This is a genomic window from Parvimonas sp. D9, from assembly GCF_035282565.1.
Lineage (GTDB): Bacteria > Bacillota > Clostridia > Tissierellales > Peptoniphilaceae > Parvimonas > Parvimonas micra.
In genome coordinates this window covers 18,707-38,962 of sequence record NZ_JAYKBM010000004.1, presented here as the reverse complement: position 1 = coordinate 38,962, position 20,256 = coordinate 18,707, and the positions used below count along the sequence as shown (strand labels likewise).

The window sequence follows — 20,256 nt, the reverse complement described above, 5'->3', positions numbered from 1 at the left end:
AGAACCTAGCAGTTTTTTCTACTAAGTTCTAATTTTTTACTTTTTTATAAAAATGTATTTTTAAAATCCAAGATATAGGAAATATATCCCTATTAGTAAAATAATTATTCCAAAAATAATTTTTACAATATCTGAAATTTTTCCATAAGATTTATTTGACATAACTTTACCGACAAATCCTGCACTTGTTCCTGCAACAACAACTAAAATACTGTTACCTATTGAATAAAGTAAGAATAGTAATACTCCCCAAAGTAAACTTCCTTTTGAAGCAACAATCGCAAGTAATGCAACTAAAATCGGTGTTGAACATGGACTTGAAAACAGCCCTGCCATTATTCCAACAATTAAAGCACCTACATATCCTGTCTTTTTGCTTTTATTTGTCAAAATTTTACTTGGAACTACATTTATTACCTCCCAAGTTTGTAATGCCATTAAAATCATAACAATTCCTAAAAATATATTCCAAAACGGTCCGGATTGATTAAAAATTTTACTAAGCAGTGCAGCTAAAACTCCAAGTGTTGTATAAGTTATTGCCATTCCGATAGCAAATACAACGGAAGTTTTAAATGCTCTTTTAGTATCATCTTCTTTAGTTCCGGTCATAAAGCCGATAATTAAAGGAATTGATGCAAGTGAACAAGGTGAAATTGAAGTTAGTATCCCTCCAAGCAATGCGAGAATCGGTGCAAAAATACTAAATGATTTCAAGCCTTCTCCGATAATACTCTCTAAGTTACTTAACATTTTTTAACATCTCCTCAATAACTTGCTTTAATTCTTCATATTTAACAACGCCTTCTGAACCACCAAATTTTAATTCACCTGATTTTTTATCTTCATAAGCAACATAACTTATTTTCTTTGCCAATTCATCTGATGCTTTAAAAGGCGTTCCGTCCGCATTAAAGTAAAATAATGTAGGCGTTGCTTTTATAGGAAATTGTGAAGCAAATTCTCTTTGTTTTCTGATGTCAATAGTTTTTATGATTACTCTATCCTTATATTCTTCTCTCAGTTTTTCCAAAACCGGGTGCTGAACAGCACAAGCGTGTCAGCCATTTTGACTGAAGTCTAAAACCATAACTTTCTTTTGACTTTTTAAGTTTTCTAAAGTGAGTTTTTCATCTGAATTTGATTTTTTTGAATCAGATTCTTTTGAATTTGAGTCTTTTTTGGAATCATTGTTTGCAGATTTTTTTTCAGTAACACTGTTACTTCCGGAATTTTCATTTTTAACATTTTTATCATTCATATAAAAGTTTTTAAAAATAAAAATCCCAAAAACTAATATTAACACTGATCCCAGCGCTATAATTTTCTTTTTCATATTTCTCTCTCCTTATAAATTTTGATAAAAATATACCCTGCAATAAAAACAAATAATCATAATCAAAAAGAAGAATGATAAATAAATTTCTAATTTCTTTAAATTTAGTACACCTGACTGTAGAAATTTTATTTGATTATATGAAAGCAGAGAGCTTTAGGAAATATTGTATCAATGCTACAATAACTCCATCAGACCTACTTTTGTTTGATAGCACAGAGCCTCAGGAGATCTCTCCACTGCACTCAGCTCCGCTTCCTTACGGTCGAGATGACGTATAAGAAAATATCTTCGATTGATTGTTAGACGTTAAAAATAAATAAATTTTAAAATTGTAAGTAATATAAAAATATTCACGTCATAGCACTTGGCAAAGAAAATCTTCCCAACACGTCATCTCGACTAAAATGAGTAAAACGAATGAAGTTGAGAGATCTCATACTTTTGTTTGCAAGCAAACAAAAGTAAATGTATCGTAGATACATAAAATAATAAATCTTATTCTTAATTAAACTTTGATAGTTTTTCTCAATAAAAAATAGGCTATTCGCCTATTTTAAAGTTTTCCAATTGTATTTCATTTAATCCATCTTGTTTTTCTTGTTTTATTATATTTTCAAATAATAGAGTTTGAATTTTTTGTATGGAGTTTTCTAATTTTTCTCCCTTTACTAACTCAGATGTTACAAGTGAAGAAAATACATCTCCCGTTCCACATATTTTTATATCTATTTTTTTACTTTCAAACCATTTTATTGTATTTTCAGAAAAACATAAGGTATTAAGTATATTATTTTTTTCAAAACTTTTTATAATAATTCGTTTTACTCCCATTTCAAGAAGATTTTTTGCTATTTTTTCTACATCTTCTCTTTCGATTTCAGAGAAATTTTTGTTATAATCGGTAAGCAATATTGCTTCTGTTAAATTTGGCGTTACTGCATCTGCAAACTTCAAAATTTCCCTATAAAAAGCTATTTGTTTTCCTGTTGTTCCGAAGTATTTTACTCCATTATCTCCAAGTATTGGATCTAAAATGACTTTCCCTTTAAAATTATGTAAAATTTCTTTTATTATTACAAAAACTTCATCATTGTCAATAAATCCAATATAAATTGCATCAACTTTGTTGATTTCAAATATTTTTTTAACAAGTTCTGAAAAATTCGGCATACAAAAACTGATATAATCCTTATAACTCATATTAGATGAGAATATTTTGGTCGGAACTCCAAAAACTTCATGTCCGTTTTGTGATAATACAGAAATATTAGCCTTAATTGCCATATTTCCAACAACACAGTAGTCATTAAAAACCAAAATTTTCATCTATCTTATGGCCTTTTTCAAAATCGGTTTTAAAGCCTTTACCAATAAAACGGCAATTAAAACTCCAACAACTGCATTAATTGATGAAGCCCATAATCTTTGTAATCCTTTTGCAATTGCTCCTGCTTGAGGTAATCCTTTAACATAAATATCAGATATATAACTTTTAGATAAATATAAAATTACATAAGTAACAGCTCCTGTTATTGAACCTATTAAATTTTTCTTAAAGTTTTCAGCTTTTGCTCCATTTGAATAAGCGATTTTACCACATATGAAAGCCATTAAAAACTTAAATGTAAATGTAAATGGTGCAGAAGGTAGATAAATCGGATTTATTAGGTCAAAAATTGCTGATCCTAAACCTGCTGAAAGTCCGCCTGCAATAGGTCCTAACAAAAGTCCGCATAACAAACAAAATCCGTTTCCGATATGTACTCTGGTTGCACTCGCACCTAATGGTATTTGAATTTGAATTTGTGATGCTACAAAAACTACCGCTGCCATTACTCCTATTAATGTTATTTTTTTTATGTTTAATTTACTTTCCATACAAACACCCCTTTGTTAATTATGACCGAATATAGTATAATATATCTATTGATACTCTTTGTAGTATCAAAATAATATTTTTTTATGGTGTCAGAATGTTAGTATTAAATAACGGCATACTTTATATGCAAATTTACGAATATTTCAAAAACGAAATAATAAATGGAACTTACAAGGCAAATACAAAACTTCCAAGCAAGAGAAATTTGGCAAAGGAATATAAAATTTCCTTAAACACTGTGGATAATGCCTATTCAAAACTTTTGGAAGAAGGCTTTATTTACTCAAAAGAGAGACAGGGGTTTTTCGTTTCTGATGTTGGAGAGCTTTATGTCCTAGATAGCAAGCCAATCCACATAACAAAAGAAGAAGAAAATATCGAATATGACTTCTCATACAGTGGTGTAAGTGAAGAATTTCCTTATAAGATATTCAAAAAAATATCTTCAAATATTTTCGACAATAAGGATATTTTAGAGAAAGTTGATTATCAAGGTTATCTTCCACTTAGAACACAAATTTCAGAATATCTTGATAAATCAAGAGGTTTTAAAGCAGAACCTTCACAAATTGTTATTTCAAGCGGATCCGAATATCTTTTCCAAATTATTTTTAAATTGATTTCAGGAAAATTTGGAATTGAAGACCCGGGATATAGTATGCTTTCCAATATAATGGATACAAATGATATAAAATACGAATTTATTTCAGTTGACGAAAATGGAATGGATTTAGAAAAATTAAAAATGTCAAAATCGGATTTTTGTGTTATAACTCCTGCACATCAATTTCCAACCGGAGTTATTATGAATATGCAAAGACGTGTTGAGCTTTTGAATATGAAAAAGATAAAATATGTAATTGAAGATGACTACGACAGTGAATTTAAATATTCAAAAAGACCTGTTCCTGCATTAAAATCAATTGATGTGAATGATAAAGTAATTTACATCGGCTCTTTTTCAAAGTCAATCTCACCAAGTTTTAGAGTTAGTTTTATGGTTCTACCCTTCGATTTGGTTGAAAAATATAATAAAATTTTTAAATTTTTCATCTGTCCGGTTTCAATTATGGTTCAAAAAATGCTTACCGCTTTTATAGAGACAGGAGAATTTGAAAAACATTTAAACAGAATGAGAAAAATTTATTCTAAAAAAAGACAATTATTAATTGATATGTTAAGCGAAAGAAAAGATATAACAATAAGAGGAGCAGACGCAGGACTTCATGTAGTTTTAGAATATCCAAAAAACTACTCGGAAGAATATATTGTAAAAAAAGCGAAAGAAAAAAAGATAAAAGTCTATGGACTTAGCTCTTATGGAACAAAAAGAGAAATTCCTTCTATTTTATTAGGTTTTGCAACACTTAGTGAAGAAAAACTAAAAGAGGGAGTAAAATTATTTTTAGAAATTTAGGAGGATATATGGAATTAAGAGAATTTGATTTTAATGAATACTTTGAAGATATAAAGAGAATCTTTAAGTCTGCAAACTGGTCAGCATATCTAAAAGATGACGAAAAACTAAAAAGAGCTTTTGAAAATTCACTTTATCTTTTAGGTGCTTTCGAGAATGATAAATTAATAGCTTTTATTCGTTGTGTTGGAGATGGTGAACATATACTACTTATTCAAGACTTGATTGTAGATGCTGATTACTATAGACAAGGAATTGGAACAAAGCTGTTTAAGGCGGTTTCTGAAAAATATAAAGATGTTAGAACTTTTTGCCTTTTTACAGATATTCACGATGTCAGAGATAATGAATTTTACAAATCTGTAGAGATGGTAAAAATCGAAGAAAAAGATACAATTTCATATATTAGATAGTTTAAAAATTTCATTAAAAAAGCTGCGAATTTTTTCACAGCTTTTTATAATCTTCAGTTACTTTTTCTACCTATTTCAATTATTTTTCAACAAGTTCGGCAGATTTATAATTTATTTTATCTAAGAAAACGTCCAAAGTTTGATCTCCTGCCACTAATTTATATTTTTTATTTTCCCTAATATCTTTTGTACTTACTATAACCGTTTGATATTCCGACTTCGGTTTATATTCTGCTAAAGTTTTTCCTGATTCATCTAAAACTTTCAAATCTTCCTTAGTCTTTTTATCAAATTTCATAAGCATACTTCCCTGAGTTGAAGAATCTCCAAAACTTTTAACCATTGAATCGTTTCCCACTCCGACGAATGTTCCACCGGTTATTTTTGCAGAACCTCTATAATTCATTGTCAAGTTTTCAGTATTACTTGAACTTTCGACAACTGTCTCTCCTCCGGTTACGGAAATATCACCCTTAGAATTTAATCCATTCTTTTCAGAATAAATATTAACCTTTCCTCCACTTATTTGTATATGCAGAGAATCCGGCTTAGTATCTTTTTTGCCACTTGCAAATATGCCATCATCTTTCGAAACAACCTGTGTGTTTCCGCCTCTTATGTCTATATTTTCACTTTCGATACCATTATCTCCACTTTTTATCTTTATATTTCCATTGTTAATTGTAACTTTCGAATTTGAATTTATTCCGTCTTTTCCGGCAGAAATATTAAAATTTCCATTTGCAATATACACACTGCCCTTATTATCACTTCCGGTAGTTTTTAATCCTGTGCCTTTTTCTCCCGACTTAATATCATACTTACCGTCGGCTATTGCTACAGAATTTTTAGCACTTACAGTATTTCCCGCAGTATCCATTGCATACTTACCGTCTACAAAGACTACTTTATCTTGAGATACAATCCCTCTACCATAAGGTGAAAAAAGATTTAAAATTCCTGTACCGTTAAAACTTAAATCACTCTTTGAAAAAATAACTGAATCCTTATTTTCCTCTTTATTAAATTCTCCTTTCAGCTCTAATTTATTCTTAGTGTCTGATGCAAGAGTAATAATCGTTTTTTTAGCATTCTCAACTAAAATAGGATTCCCTCTAGTCGAAGAAATTTCAACTCCTTTTAAAACAAGTCTAACTTTATCATCACTTTTTGCATTAACTATTATTCGCCCATCGTCAAGTTTACCGGTTAAAATATAAGTACCTCCTGAAGAAATAGTTATAACATTTCCCGATACGCTCACATTTTTTGCCTTTAATTTAGAAATATCACTTAAATTCAACACTGTACTATTTTTCTCATCAATCATTGCATCATAATCATCATCTGCAAAAATATTCGACTTAGCATTTGAATTTGTTCTATTTACCTTCATGTTTTGCATAGACTGTGTATTGGCTTCCTTTGTAGGTTTGCTACAAGCTATCAAACAACCGGACAATATAGCTAAACTGAATAATTCAACTACCAATTTATTAGCCTTCATATGTCCTCCTTAATACTATTTCAATACAATTAAATTCTTATATATATTTTGTAATTATATTTTATAAAAACAACCTTTGATTAACCTTAAATATATTTTTATTTTAAAAATATTTTAGAATAAGAAAAAAATGATGTATCAAGGAAAATTATATGATAGGAAGATTAACATAAACATTAAATTATAAAAATTAGACTACAATAATTGATGTATCTACGATACATTTAAACTTTGCTTTTACATAAGCAAAAGTATGAGATCTCTACAGTCGATTGTACTCAAATCAAAGATTTGAACAATCTTTGCGTCAGACCTACTATAGATTATTTACAAGTAAATAATCTAAGTTAGAGCTAGATTGACTACGTTGCACTACGCTCGAGATGACAAATAAGGAGAAATCTTCGCTTAAGGGCTAGACGTTAAAGGTAAATAAACTTCAAAATGTATTTAAAAGTTCGAAAAAAATTATTTAAAATTATATAAAATAAAACAAAAAGAGCTATTAATTTAATAACAGCTCTAATCTATATTATTCAATTTTTATAATTTAACTGTAAAAACAATTCTCTCTCCGTCAAAACTATCAGCAGAAATTTTCCCTTTATGTTTTAAAACAATTGACTGAGCAATAGAAAGTCCGATCCCATATCCGCCGGTTTTACTGTTCCTTGAACTATCCGCTCTGTAAAATCTTTCAAACAAAATATTATAGTTTTTAATCTCTAAATTATCTGCTTCATTTTCTACAGTAAATAATATCTTCTTATTTTGTTTTGTAAGTTTAACATTTATATCACTTTTTTCTCTTGCATATTTGATAGCATTATCAAGCAAAATTCCTATAACCTGCCTAATTAACTTTTCATCTCCCTTAAAGGAAATATCTTTTTCAATATCTGTAACAATATTTTTATCCAAACTTAAGGCATAATCCTTAACGTCCATAACACAATCATCAAGTGTATCTGAAAGTGAAAACTCTAATCTGTCCAAATCGTCTGATTCTTCAAGTTTTGTAAGTGAAATCAAATTTCCGATAAGACCATTTAATCTATTTACCTGCTTGTGAATATTTCCTGTCCATTTACTCTCTCCGCTTTCCATTTCGAGCACATCTGCACTCGTATTTATTATAGCCAGCGGAGTTTTTAACTCATGACTTGCATCTGTAATAAAAGCATTTTGCTTTTCATAGGCTTGAACCATCGGTGCAACAGCCTTTTTAGATAAAACGAATGAGAAAAACGTAACAAATCCTAAAACAAAGAAACTTATAACAACACTATTACCAAGATTCGAATAAAAAACGTCAAAATCTTTTACAACATCTACAAAGGCGATTAATTTACCGTTTTCTGTATTTTCAACAACATATTTAAAACCTCCATAATATCCTCTACTTTTCCCGCTGGATAAAACATCTTTTGCGTATTCTACCGCCTCAGATGCACTTGTAAAAAATACATCATCAGTATTAACCGTTATAACATTTTTTTTATTATCCGTCTTAACTGTGAAAAATCTATTTGAGAAATTTTTTAAATAGACAGTTTTTTCTTCTTTAGAATTATCATTAAGTTTAAAACTTGGCATAACTCCATTGTTTTCCACTAATGTTTTCAACAGCTCATCAGAACTACGTTTAAGATTATAAAAATTTGTAACATTTACAAATGCCATTATTGACAAAAGCACGATTGCTATAATCCCAACTGAAAAATAGATAAACTTTTTTCTAAGTTTACTTTCCATTTATAGTCTCCAAAGAGTAGCCAACATTTCTAGTTACTTTTATTTCAACATCTGCATCTAACTTTGCAAGTTTCTTTCTAAGATATGAAATATAAACCCACACAACGCTTATGTCGGAATCTGTATCATAACCCCATATTTTATCCATAAAAGTATCTGCAGAAATTATATTTGAAGGTGTTGACATAAGCATTTCAAGCATTTGAAATTCCTTATTTGTAAGTTTATAACTACCTTTTTCAGAAGATAATTCAAAATTTGTTCTATTTAAGGTGATATTTCCAAATGTTAAAACATTGTCTGTAACAGTTTCTTTCCTTCTGGTTATGGCTCTAAGTCTTGCAAGAAGTTCTTTAACTTCAAAAGGCTTCGTTAGATAATCATCCGCTCCACAATCAAGTCCTATAACTTTATCTTCAAGTTCAGACTTTGCTGTAAGCATAATAACCGGAATACTGTTCCCATTTTCTCTTATAGTTTTTAAAACAGTAATTCCGTCAACTTTCGGCATCATAATATCTAAAACAACGGCATCATAGTTTTCCGCTTCCAGATAAGTAAGAGCTTCTTCTCCGTCATAAACGACATCAACAGAATATTTATTACCTTTCAAAATAGTACAAAGACCATCTGCCAAATCAATCTCATCTTCACAAATTAAAATTCTCATAAAATCACCCCGTATTTCTATTTATAATAATAACAGTATAACCTTAAAACAACTTAAAATCAAGTATTAAAAAATCACTCAAACGAGTGATTTTTATTTATCAAAAATATTGTTAAAAAAACAAATTAATTTAAATTCAATTTACTTCTTACATAACTTTCAAGCATTGAAGCTTTTTCTTTGTTCATTGCCGGTACACCTTTTAGTTTGTAATCTCTTCCAATTTCTTTGTACTTTGCAACTCCCATCAAATGATATGGTAAAATTTCAACTCTTTCAATTTTATCTCGATAAGGTTTAATTATTTCAATAAATTTGTCCATTGATTCCTTATTATCCGTAAAACCGGGAACCATAACATGTCTAAACCAAATTTTTCCTTTAAAATATTTTTCTACATAATCTAGAAATGTATAGAAACCGTCCATTTTTTGTTTTACCATTTCTATATAACCTTGATTTGAAAAACTTTTTACATCTAAAAGAATTGTATCTGTATTTTCTAAAATTTCTTTAAAATACTTTTCATTTCCATAACCACTTGTGTCAATACAAGTGTTATATCCATTTTCTTTTAATAATTTTAGAGTTTCAGCAAGAAATTCTCCTTGTAAAAGAGGCTCTCCACCAGAAAAAGTTATTCCTCCATTATCTCTATAATAGGTCTTATATCTTTTGGCTTTAGACAGCACAAAATCAGGCGTTATCTCCGTACCGCCTTGCAATGCTTGAGTATCTGGGTTATGACAGTAAAGACATCTTAGAGGACAACCTTGTAAAAAGAAAATTGTTCTTATGCCTGGTCCGTCAACAAGCCCCATTGTTTCAATTGAATGCAACCTGCCTATTACCATAAAATCACCTTTTAATTATTATAAAAAAATGTAGAAAAAACAAAGCAGGACAACCTGCTTTGTTTATTTTATCATTTACTTTGCAACTTCTTAACGACTTTCGTGGAAAGTTCTGTGAATTACTTCCATTTGTTGTTCTTTTGTAAGTCTGTTAAATCTAACTGCATATCCAGAAACACGAATTGTCAAGTTTGGATATTTTTCTGGATGATCATAAGCATCCAATAAAGTTGCTCTGTCAAGTACATTAACATTCAAATGGAATGCTAATTGTTCAAAATAACCATCCATTAAGTTTGTTAAATTAACTTTTCTTTCATCTTCACTCTTTCCTAAAGCTGTTGGAACTATTGAGAATGTATTAGAAATACCGTCTTGACAGCATCCAGCAAAAGGAATTTTTGCAACTGAGTTAAGTGATGCAATTGCACCTGTCTTATCTCTTCCGTGCATTGGGTTAGCTCCTGGTGCGAATGGTTCGCCTTTCTTTCTTCCGTCAGGAGTTGTTCCTGTCTTTTTACCATAAACTACGTTTGAAGTTATAGTTAAGATTGAAAGTGTATGTTCAGAATTTCTGTAAGTAGGAGTTTTTCTAAGTTCTTCCATAAATCCTTCAATAACTTCCACTGCAATTGAGTCAACTCTGTCATCATCATTTCCGTAAGTTGGAAAATCTCCTTCTACTTCAAAGTCAATAGCTAAGCCGTTTTCATCTCTGATTGGTTTAACTTTTGCGTATTTAATTGCACTTAATGAGTCAGCTACGATTGAAATACCGGCTACACCGAATGCCATATATCTATGAACAAAAGTATCATGTAGAGCCATTTGTCCAGCTTCATAAGCGTATTTATCGTGCATATAGTGAATTGTATTCATTGTATTTACATAAAGTTTTGCAACTTTTTCTAAAACTAATTTATAATTAGCATAAACTTTATCAAAATCTAAAACTTCATCTTTAATTGGTTCAATACCATCTAAAACTTTGATTAGAGAACCGTCTTTTGCTCTCTTCATTTCATCAACGCCACCGTTAATAGCGTAAAGAAGTGATTTTGCAAGATTTGCTCTAGCTCCAAAGAATTGCATTTGTTTACCAATTACCATTGAAGATACACAACAAGCAATTGCATAGTCATCTCCGTGAACCGGTCTCATTGCATCATCATTTTCATATTGTAATGAACCTGTTTGAATACTCATTTTAGAACAATAGTTTTTCCAAGCTTCCGGTAAATCTAAACTCCAAAGAACAGTCATATTTGGTTCCGGTGAAGAATCTAAATTAGTTAAAGTGTGTAAAATTCTAAAAGCAGTCTTAGTAACTAATGTTCTTCCATCAAGACCCATACCACCTAGAGATTCAGTAACCCAAGTAGGATCTCCAGCGAATAAATCATCATATTCAGGAGTTCTTAAATGTCTCATCATTCTAAGTTTCATAACGAATTGGTCGATTAATTCTTGAGCTTCACTTTCTGTTAAAGTTCCTTCGTCAATATCTCTCTTGATGTAGATATCTAAGAAACCACCATTTCTACCAAGGCTCATTGCAGCTCCGTTATTTTCTTTAACAGCTGCTAAATAAGCAAAGTACAACCATTGAATAGCTTCTTTAGCATTTGTAGCCGGAACAGAAATATCATAACCATATTCCAAAGCCATTTTCTTCATTTCATCTAAAGCTCTGTATTGTTCAGAAAGTTCTTCTCTAAGTCTGATAATATCTTCTGAAGCTAATTCACTTTCCAATTTTCTAAATTCATTTAATTTATCTTCTCTTAATCTGTCAATTCCATAAAGAGCAACTCTTCTGTAATCTCCGATAATTCTTCCACGTCCATAAGCATCTGGAAGACCTGTTAAAAGACCAACAGTTCTAGCTTTTCTCATTTGAGAAGTATAAGCGTCAAAAACACCTTGATTATGAGTTTTTCTAAATTCATTGAAATATTTTTCGATTGTCGGATCCATCTTTAATCCATAAGCATCTAAAGAATTTGTAACCATTCTGTATCCGCCATAAGGATTTACGATTCTCTTCATTGGTTCATCAGTTTGAAAACCTACAATCAATTCATTTTCTTTGTCTAAATAACCTGCAGGATAATTATTAATTCCTGAAACTCTTGTAGTATCAACTTTAATAGTTTTTGATCTAACTTCTTCTAAGATTAAGTCTTCAGCTTTTTTCCATAAGTTTTTAGTTCTTTCAGTTGGTTCAGCTAAGAAACTTTCATCTCCTTCATAAGGTGTATAATTTAATTGAATGAAATCTCTTGTATCAATATTTTCACTCCAATTACCTTTTTTAAAACCTCTCCAAGCGTCCATAAAATCATCTCCTAAAATTTATATTAATTATGTAAACTTATTTACTATGTTTATAGTATATACCCAGAAAAAACTTTCGTCAGTGATTACAATCACAAAAATGATATATTTTCAAACATTTTCATAAAATTTTCAAAATTTTTTTCACTTTGTAAAACTGTATCTAAATTTCTAAATAATTTAATCCATAAATTTTTTTAATCGTTTTCATTAAACAACATAACATATTAATTTTTTTAACAAATTTATTACATCACAATATAGAATTTAAAGCAAAAATAATTTTTAAATCCCTATTCCATTTTTTGTCATTTTGCAATAAGAATCTCACCCTTTCACAATACTTTGCATCTGGCGGGTACCCAAGAACTTTGTTGTTTCACAATAAAAAAGGGCTCAAAGCCCCTTTTTAAAGTAAAATTATTTTACATTTTCATATCTATAACCATACGGCCTGTAATAACTCCATCTTCCATTTCTTTGAAAATAGCAGGGGCATCTTCTATTGGACGTTTTTTAACAACCGGAACAACCATTCCTTCTGCACCGAATTGGAACGCTTCTTCCAAATCTTTTCTTGTTCCTACAAGTGAACCGATAATTTCAATTCCGTCAAGAACAGTTTTAACTATAGATACATCCATAGTTTCTGAAGGCAATCCAACTGCTACGACTATTCCTCCTGCTCTTACAGAATTAATAGCTTGATTAAAAGCAACTTTTGAAACAGCGGTAACAACTGATGAATGACAACCACCTGTTTTTTCTTTAATCACTTCAACAGGATTTTCTTTAAGTCCGTTTATAACAATATCTGCACCGCATTCTTTTGCAAGAGCAAGTTTATCGTCATTTATATCAACAGCTACAACGTGAGCATTAAAAACTTTCTTTGCATATTGAACAGCCAAGTTTCCAAGTCCGCCTGCTCCGTATAGTGCAATCCATTGACCCGGTCTTAGTTTTGCTGCTTTAATTGCCGCATAACAAGTAACACCTGCACAAGTAATACTACTTGCTTGAGCCGGATCCAATCCGTCAGGTACTTTAACTGCATAATCAGCAGTTACAATACATTGAGTTGCCATTGCACCATCAACGGAATATCCTGCATTTTTAACAGTTCTACAAAGAGTTTCTCTTCCTGTATCGCAATATTCACAACAACCACAACCTTCAAAGAACCATGCAATACTTACTCTATCGCCAACTTTCAAAGACTTAACGCCTTCGCCAAGTTCTCTTACAATACCGATACCTTCATGTCCCAAAACACGACCCGGAACCTTTCCAAAATCTCCTTTAGCAACATGCAAGTCAGTGTGGCAAACTCCACAATACTCAACATCTACTAACGCTTCTCCGTAACCCGGTTTTCTGATATCTCTTTCAACCAATTCAACCCAAGTTCCTTCTTTATTAACAACTACAGCTTTCATAAAAAAACCTCCTTCATAAAACTGTTTTATTATAATAATCTCAAAAAATTAACAAATAAATTTTTTATGTGAAATATTTGAAATTATCTTTCATTACATTCTTATTATAACTCCATCAGCAAACGCTGTCAATATTTTTTAACAAAATAATTTAAAATTTTTGCGGTTTATCGTGTTGTTGATGTTTTTAACAAATATTGTTCACAAATAAAAATATATTTTTGAATTTTATTCAAACTTTTTTACTCTCGAAGTATATTGCAAATCACACTTATTCCTAATTAATATAATTATTTTAAAATATTGTAATGGTCAACATTTAAATAAATTTTTTTTAATAAAATATCAATTTTTTCAAAATATTTTTTATTAAAACAAAAAACGTTTTTATTTTTTAAATTGATAAATATATTAATTGTTAAACATAAAATACAATAAAAATTTACCTCTTAAATAAATTTAATTATAATAAAAAAATCTTGAAATTTATTTTTTTTAATGTTAAACTAATGTAAACGAGAACCCTGCTATTCCACAATGTTTTACATTGTATGGGTAATTGTTCCACAATAAAATTGGATTATTTTTGTAAGATTGTAACAAAATTAGGAGGATATTATGTTTAAGAAAAAATCTAGTTTATTACTAGCTATGCTGTTATTGTTAAGTGCTTGTTCAGCACCCGCCAAGAAGGAGGCGGAAGCTCCTAAACAGCAAACTGAAACTCAAGAGAAAAAAGATAAGGTCAATCTGCCTTCTCAGAATTTAATGGCAGTTACTTGGTATCAAACATCTGCAGAAGCTAAAGCGCTTTACACTCAAGGATATAATGCTGCAAAAAAATCATTGGAAGAAAAAATTAAAAATAAAGCTAAAGGCGAAAAATTGGCTGTCGTTTTAGACTTGGATGAAACAGTTCTTGACAACTCACCAATTCAAGCTTATTATGCAATTAACGGAAAATCCTATCCAGAAGGATGGCATGAATGGGTTATGTATGCAAAAGCTGATGTTGTATATGGAGCAAAAGAATTTTTAGATTTTGCAAATAAAAATGATGTTAGTATTTATTATGTAACAGATAGAAATGCAGAAACAGAATTTGAAGCTACTAAGAAAAATCTTTTAGAAAAAGAACTTCCTCTACAATCAGATGGAAACTTAATGTTAAAAGCAAAAGGAGAAAAGGGCAAAGATGCCAGACGTAAAAAAATTGAAGAAACTCATAAGATTGTTATGTTAGTCGGAGATAATTTACATGACTTTGCAACTCCTGAAGACGGATCATTAAAAGGAAGAGATAAATTCGTTAAAGATCATGCAAATGACTGGGGAGATAAATATATAATGTTACCAAATCCAATGTATGGAAGTTGGGAAGGAACTTTATACAATAATGATTTTAAAAAATCTGATGAAGAAAAAGATAAACTTAGAAAATCAGCTCTAAAAGTATTTAATATTGAAAAAAATACAGTTGAAGAGCATAAATAGAAATTAAATTAAAATTTTTAAAATCAAATTACAATTTTACAAATTAAGACTAGCTACTTTTGATTTATTTCATAAATAATTAAGAAGTAGATTATTTTACAACGAAAACCCACCCGCTTGATGTTTAACATCTTTCAGGTGGGTTTGTTTTTATCTTAAATCTTATAACATAAATGCCTTATATGCTTTATAACTCATATAAACATCTATTTTACTTGTAACTTCATAAGGTGAGTGCATACTTAATGTAGCAGGACCTGCATCTAAAACTTCTGCACCATATTTTGCAAGAAGTAATGCGATTGTTCCGCCACCACCTTGATCTACTTTACCAAGTTCTGAAGTTTGCCATACAACATTATGTTCTTTAAATACTTTTCTAACTTCCGCTAAAAATTCAGCATTTGCATCACTTGAACCGAATTTTCCACCGCTTCCGGTATATTTGCAAATTGAAATTCCTGAGCCGATAAATGCAGAGTTCATTTGTTCACAAACATCAGGAAAATCAGGATCAAAACCAACTGTAACATCTGCTGATAAAACTTTAGAATTTTTTAAAGAACGATTAACTTTTAATTGACAAAATTCTCCTTCAAGATTTACAAGTTCAGTCATTGTATTTTCCCAGAAATATGATGCCATACCTGTATTACCCATTGAACCTATTTCTTCTTTATCCATAAATAATCCACAGGCTGTTTTCTTAGGATTTTCAATTTCAAAAATAGCACGCATTGTTGTAAAAGCACATACTCTATCATCTTGACCATAGCTTAAAACCATTGATCTGTCAAATCCTAAATCTCTTGCTTCTCCTGCTGGTACAATTTCCAATTCAGCAATTTTAAAGTCTTCTTCTTCAAAATTATATTTTTCTTTTATCAATTTTAAAACATTTTCTTTAACAGCGTCTTTTTCAGTATCTTTTAAAGGTATATTTCCCATCAGAATATTCATTTGTTCTCCAACTAAGGCTTCACGAGCTGTTTTACCTAATTGGTTTTTAGATAAGTGAATTAATAAGTCTGTTACACAAAATACAGGATCACCTTTATCTTCTCCAATATGTATATCTATTTTTTCTCCGGCAGAATTGTAAACAACTCCATGAATTGCCAAAGGAATAGTTGCATATTGATATAATTTAATTCCACCATAATAGTGAGTCTTTAATTTTGACAAATTATTTGCTTCATACAAAGGATTTTGCTTAACATCCAAACGTGGACTGTCAATATGCGCCCCAACGATATTCAATCCGTTTTCTAAAGGTTCAGTCCCCATTACGAAAAGAGCTACTGACTTATTTTTATGATTTATATAAAACTTATCTCCCGCCTTAAATTTTTCACCGGATTTATAAAGTTCTTCCAAATCTCTAAAGCCCTTTTCCTTCGCTTGACGAATAATTTCTGTACAAGCAAGTCTTTCTGTTTTTGCAACTGATAAAAACTTTTTGTAGTCTTCGCAGAAACTAAAAACTAAATCTTTTTCTGCATCTTCAATTTGTAACCATGCACTTTTGTTAGTCATAACCTTCCTCCTAATATAAAATATTTTACAAGACCATTATAACATAATTAAGTTGACAAGTAAAATTATAAAATTAACTTATAGTAACTTTCCCCGCTTCACATTTTATCTTCATATTAACATCAGAAACTCTGTTTTTTCTTCCGCTTTTATCAAATCCTGCAAAGGATTCTCCGAAAATTTTTACACTTCCCATTCCAACACTATATTCATATTCTATTTCTCCATACAATTTATCAACTTCAAGTGTAGCATTTCCCGCCTTGACATCAAGTTCAAACATATCTTGATATTCAACATCTCCTCTGATATTTCCGGCATTTACTTCAACATCAAAGTTCTTAACTTCAAGATTATTTAGATTTACATTTCCGGCATTTACTTCTAAATTAAAATCTCTAAGCTCTAAATCTTTCATTTTAATACTTGAAGCATTAATTTCTCCACAAATTGAAACATCTTCAGGAACATAAATTGTAAGTGAAGAATCCTTAATAAAATCATCATCAATTATAATTCCTCTATCATCAAGATGACCAACTAAACCCTTATTATAAATTTTCAATTTATTTTGAGTTTTTTCACAATACAATTTAGTTCTTCTTAAATTTCTTGACTTCACTCTAACAACTTCATCTTCACTGATTTCAAATTTTACACTTAAAGTATTAAAATCAACTTCTATATCGTCAATATCTTCAAAAAAAGTGTCCATATTTGCATTTGAATAGTCCATTTCTTCCTCCTCATAAATTTCATAATCTTCATTTTCACTAGGTTGATAATTAACTCTAACATATTTTCTGTTATATCTGCCCGGATTTTTTGAAATATCATTAATTAGCATATTATAAAGTCCCTTTATCATCCACGCAAAAATATAGACTAAAATTATAAATACTATAACTTTCCAACCCCAAGTAATAATTGATTCGGGATTAAAAATAAATGAAAAAGGTAAAGTGAGCAAAGAAATCAATAATCCTACAACAGAAAATACAATCCAAATTACAAAGCAAAGAATTGCTATAACAAAAATTGGAACTAATAATGGAAAAGAAAAAATTCCAAGTCCTACAAGAGATAATTTTTTCCAAAAACTATTTTTCTTTCTACCACTTCTTTCACTTTTTTCCTCTTCAATTTCAATATCTTCTGCCAAAATTTCCATTGCAATTTTTCTCGGATTTCCAAAACTTTCAGGAACTTCATCATCAAGACCGATTCCCTGCTCATCAAACATTTCATTGTAAAAATTCTCTACATTTTGCCTTTCTGTCCTCGAAATATTTTTTAGATAAGACATAAGCTTTCGCATAAAAGTTCTTCTACTCATCATTACCTCCAACAATTTGATTTACCTGCTTAACATATATATTCCATTTTTCTTTATTAAAATTTAAAACATCTCGACCTGCCCCTGTTATACGATAATATCTTCTATTTCTACCATCAAAAGCTACATCATAACTATCCAAAAGACCATTTTTTAAAAGTCTTCTCAAAACCGGATAGAGAGTTGACTCTGAAATTTCAATAGTAGCCATAAGTTTCTGAGTAATTTCATAACCATAAGTATCGCTTCGATTAACTATCGCAAGAACACAAAAGTCTAAAATTTCTCCCTGAATTGAAAACATAAGCACTCCTTTCTCCTAACTATTATTAACTTACTTATATTATATAATGTATAGTATATAAAGTCAATATATTTTTTGGGATTTTTGTTTTGTAATTTAATAAAAAATAATTTTTAGCTCTTTTATGATTTCTTTCAGAAATATTATTGTTTGTAAACAAACAATAATTGAGATCTTTCGACTTCGTTTCACTTCGCTCAAGATGACGTGTCGTGAGCTTTTCTTTGCATAATAACATGACGTGAAATATTTTTTTATACAACATATTAATAATTACCGTTTTATTAAATTATTTAAATTTTATTTATTTTACTCTTATGCTTTTTAACGTTTATTTCCCATTAACATCTAGCCACTTAACAAAGTTATTCTCCTTATATGTCATTTCGACCGGAATGGAACGAAGCGTAGCGAAGTAGAGTGTAGTAGAGAAATCTCATAGTTTTGCTTGTAAACAATCAATAGTAGGTCTGACGCAAAGATTGTTCAAATCTTCGATTTGAGTACAGTCGACTGTGGAAATCTCAGACTTTTGTTGCAAACAAAAGTGAATGTGTCGTAGATACATAAATTACAGAAAAAAATCTTAGTCATTGATTTGATTTTCAAATTTAATAAAAAATTAATTTCTAGTTCTTTTAAAATTTCTTTCAGAAATATTATTGTTTGTAAACAAACAATAATTGAGATCTTTCGACTTCGTTTCACTTCGCTCAAGATGACGTGTTAGGGGCTTTTCTTTGCAAAGTAATATGACGTGAACTATTATGATTTATACAATTTTTAGTAATTTCAATTTTATTAAACTATTTTAAATTTTATCAAATATAGCTTTTTGAAGTTTATTTCCCATTAACGTCTAGCCCTAAAACAGCGACTTTTCCCTTATACGTCATTTCGACTGTAGCGATAGCGAAACGGAGAAATCTCATAGTTTTGCTTATGAATAAGCAAAACTAAAATGTATCGCAGATACATTAAAATTTCCAACAAAAAAACAGCGAATAAAAAATTCACTGTTATAACTATTTTTTATAAAATTCTATTATAAAATACGTAAATTATACCAAATTTCTTTTACATTTAAACTTTTTAATTGTCAAAAGTTTTTTACATCTGATGAATTAGAACTTAATTTAGTTTAAAAATCCTATCATAGATTTTTTCTTCATTAGATTTAATAATTTTTCTATCTAAAACTTCTCCTTCTCTTAATCCTGATATTACTATATTGCTACTTGATTTCATATCTCTTATTGTATCCATAGCAAGTTCATATATATGAATTTCTCTTCCAATTTCGAAATTAAAAATACCATTTTCAAGTATTTTATCGTCAAATTTAGCCCAAATATCAATGAAACTTTTTATATCGGTAGCTATCTTTTTTATATTTTTATGTGTAACTGTTAAGGGTAAATCATTCTTTGCCTGATTTCTAAATATATGAAAAACAGAGCCTTTACTTTCTAGTATAAATGGAAATCTAACAGCTTGTACTATCTTATCGTTACTGTTGATAGTTCTGATAACTTCTTCAACTTCTAATTTATCTTTTCCAAAAAAGTTTACAGGATTATATGCTTCATCACTTGATAAAAATATAAATCTTTTTACGTATTCAGAATTTAACACTTTATTAATCAATTTCTTCGTGTTTTCAACATTAACATTATGATAATAATCTCGATAAATTTCGTTGTATTTAGTATTTTTTATAACAGCAGAATGAATAACAATATCAGGTTTTAAAGTATCCATTAAATTTAAAGCCTCATTAGAATAAGCATCAAAAGGAATGAATTTTACTTTTTCATTTTTTATACTTTTCTCAACAACAACTATCTCATTTTCATTAATATCTATTCCAATAACATAAAAGCCTTTATCTATATAGTATTTTGCCAACTCTAATCCTACAGTTCCACAAACTCCAGTAATATAAACTTTATTTTTCATATTCATTCTCCCATAAT

The 20,256-nt window shown here is 29.6% G+C and carries 17 protein-coding genes and 1 pseudogene; 3 read left to right on the top strand and 15 right to left on the bottom strand.

What is annotated here, in order from left to right:
• Positions 1-60: 60 nt before the first annotated feature.
• The 5 genes and pseudogenes from VJI94_RS05025 to VJI94_RS05005 all read right to left on the bottom strand — a co-directional run bounded on the left by VJI94_RS05025 (position 61) and on the right by VJI94_RS05005 (position 3,217).
• Positions 61-753 (bottom strand): cytochrome c biogenesis CcdA family protein, encoded by a 693-nt coding sequence (locus VJI94_RS05025; RefSeq protein WP_004831924.1) that lies wholly within the window; start codon positions 751-753, stop codon positions 61-63.
• Positions 743-1,042 (bottom strand): annotated as a pseudogene (locus VJI94_RS05020) (thioredoxin family protein); the annotation flags it as partial. The gene VJI94_RS05025 and the pseudogene VJI94_RS05020, both read right to left, overlap by 11 nt.
• Before the next feature lie 18 nt (positions 1,043-1,060).
• A complete protein-coding gene (locus VJI94_RS05015; RefSeq protein WP_150263838.1) occupies positions 1,061-1,336 on the bottom strand; it encodes a hypothetical protein in 276 nt (91 codons plus the stop codon).
• 543 nt (positions 1,337-1,879) lie between these two features.
• Positions 1,880-2,665, bottom strand: a complete 786-nt coding sequence (locus VJI94_RS05010; protein WP_324008566.1) for a PfkB family carbohydrate kinase — start codon at positions 2,663-2,665, stop codon at positions 1,880-1,882.
• Entirely contained in the window at positions 2,666-3,217 is a 552-nt protein-coding gene (locus VJI94_RS05005) for an ECF transporter S component (RefSeq protein WP_324001658.1), read from the bottom strand. It lies immediately after the preceding gene.
• Between the two features lie 95 nt (positions 3,218-3,312).
• Between VJI94_RS05005 and VJI94_RS05000 the strand changes: the two genes are divergently transcribed.
• Both VJI94_RS05000 and VJI94_RS04995 read left to right on the top strand, forming a co-directional pair.
• The gene (locus VJI94_RS05000) at positions 3,313-4,635 is read left to right on the top strand and encodes a PLP-dependent aminotransferase family protein (RefSeq protein WP_324008565.1); all 1,323 of its coding nucleotides are present in this window, start codon (positions 3,313-3,315) and stop codon (positions 4,633-4,635) included.
• A gap of 8 nt (positions 4,636-4,643) precedes the next feature.
• A complete protein-coding gene (locus tag VJI94_RS04995) occupies positions 4,644-5,048 on the top strand; it encodes a GNAT family N-acetyltransferase (RefSeq protein WP_278478221.1) in 405 nt (134 codons plus the stop codon).
• Between the two features lie 79 nt (positions 5,049-5,127).
• On the opposite strand, the gene VJI94_RS04990 is transcribed toward VJI94_RS04995, so the two are convergent.
• From VJI94_RS04990 to adhP, 6 genes are all read right to left on the bottom strand, one after another.
• On the bottom strand, positions 5,128-6,555 hold the full coding sequence (locus VJI94_RS04990) for a carbohydrate-binding domain-containing protein (protein WP_324008564.1): 1,428 nt from the start codon (positions 6,553-6,555) through the stop codon (positions 5,128-5,130).
• A 543-nt stretch (positions 6,556-7,098) separates the two neighbouring features.
• Positions 7,099-8,310, bottom strand: coding sequence for a HAMP domain-containing sensor histidine kinase (locus VJI94_RS04985; protein WP_324008563.1), 1,212 nt, complete (start codon positions 8,308-8,310; stop codon positions 7,099-7,101).
• A complete protein-coding gene (locus VJI94_RS04980; RefSeq protein ID WP_004831934.1) occupies positions 8,300-8,980 on the bottom strand; it encodes a response regulator transcription factor in 681 nt (226 codons plus the stop codon). Before VJI94_RS04980 ends, VJI94_RS04985 begins: the two co-directional genes overlap by 11 nt.
• A 125-nt stretch (positions 8,981-9,105) precedes the next feature.
• Positions 9,106-9,834 (bottom strand): pyruvate formate-lyase-activating protein, encoded by a 729-nt coding sequence (gene pflA, locus VJI94_RS04975; RefSeq protein WP_324008562.1) that lies wholly within the window; start codon positions 9,832-9,834, stop codon positions 9,106-9,108.
• Positions 9,835-9,924: 90 nt separating this feature from the next.
• Positions 9,925-12,171 (bottom strand): formate C-acetyltransferase, encoded by a 2,247-nt coding sequence (gene pflB / locus VJI94_RS04970; RefSeq protein WP_248111431.1) that lies wholly within the window; start codon positions 12,169-12,171, stop codon positions 9,925-9,927.
• A 425-nt stretch (positions 12,172-12,596) separates the two neighbouring features.
• Positions 12,597-13,610, bottom strand: a complete 1,014-nt coding sequence (gene adhP, locus VJI94_RS04965) for an alcohol dehydrogenase AdhP (protein WP_041953310.1) — start codon at positions 13,608-13,610, stop codon at positions 12,597-12,599.
• A gap of 618 nt (positions 13,611-14,228) precedes the next feature.
• Between adhP and VJI94_RS04960 the strand changes: the two genes are divergently transcribed.
• Entirely contained in the window at positions 14,229-15,104 is an 876-nt protein-coding gene (locus VJI94_RS04960; RefSeq protein WP_029950157.1) for a 5'-nucleotidase, lipoprotein e(P4) family, read from the top strand.
• 162 nt (positions 15,105-15,266) lie between these two features.
• Here VJI94_RS04960 and VJI94_RS04955 read toward each other — a convergent pair whose 3' ends face one another.
• The 4 genes from VJI94_RS04955 to VJI94_RS04940 all read right to left on the bottom strand — a co-directional run bounded on the left by VJI94_RS04955 (position 15,267) and on the right by VJI94_RS04940 (position 20,239).
• Complete coding sequence (locus VJI94_RS04955) at positions 15,267-16,640, bottom strand: aminopeptidase (protein WP_029950155.1); 1,374 nt, start codon at positions 16,638-16,640, stop codon at positions 15,267-15,269.
• Between the two features lie 73 nt (positions 16,641-16,713).
• Positions 16,714-17,976: a DUF4097 family beta strand repeat-containing protein gene (locus VJI94_RS04950; RefSeq protein WP_324008561.1), complete on the bottom strand. Its 1,263-nt coding sequence runs from the start codon at positions 17,974-17,976 to the stop codon at positions 16,714-16,716.
• On the bottom strand, positions 17,969-18,280 hold the full coding sequence (locus tag VJI94_RS04945; protein ID WP_004831954.1) for a PadR family transcriptional regulator: 312 nt from the start codon (positions 18,278-18,280) through the stop codon (positions 17,969-17,971). Before VJI94_RS04945 ends, VJI94_RS04950 begins: the two co-directional genes overlap by 8 nt.
• Positions 18,281-19,411: 1,131 nt before the next feature.
• The gene (locus tag VJI94_RS04940) at positions 19,412-20,239 is read right to left on the bottom strand and encodes a polysaccharide biosynthesis protein (RefSeq protein ID WP_324008560.1); all 828 of its coding nucleotides are present in this window, start codon (positions 20,237-20,239) and stop codon (positions 19,412-19,414) included.
• Positions 20,240-20,256: the final 17 nt, after the last annotated feature.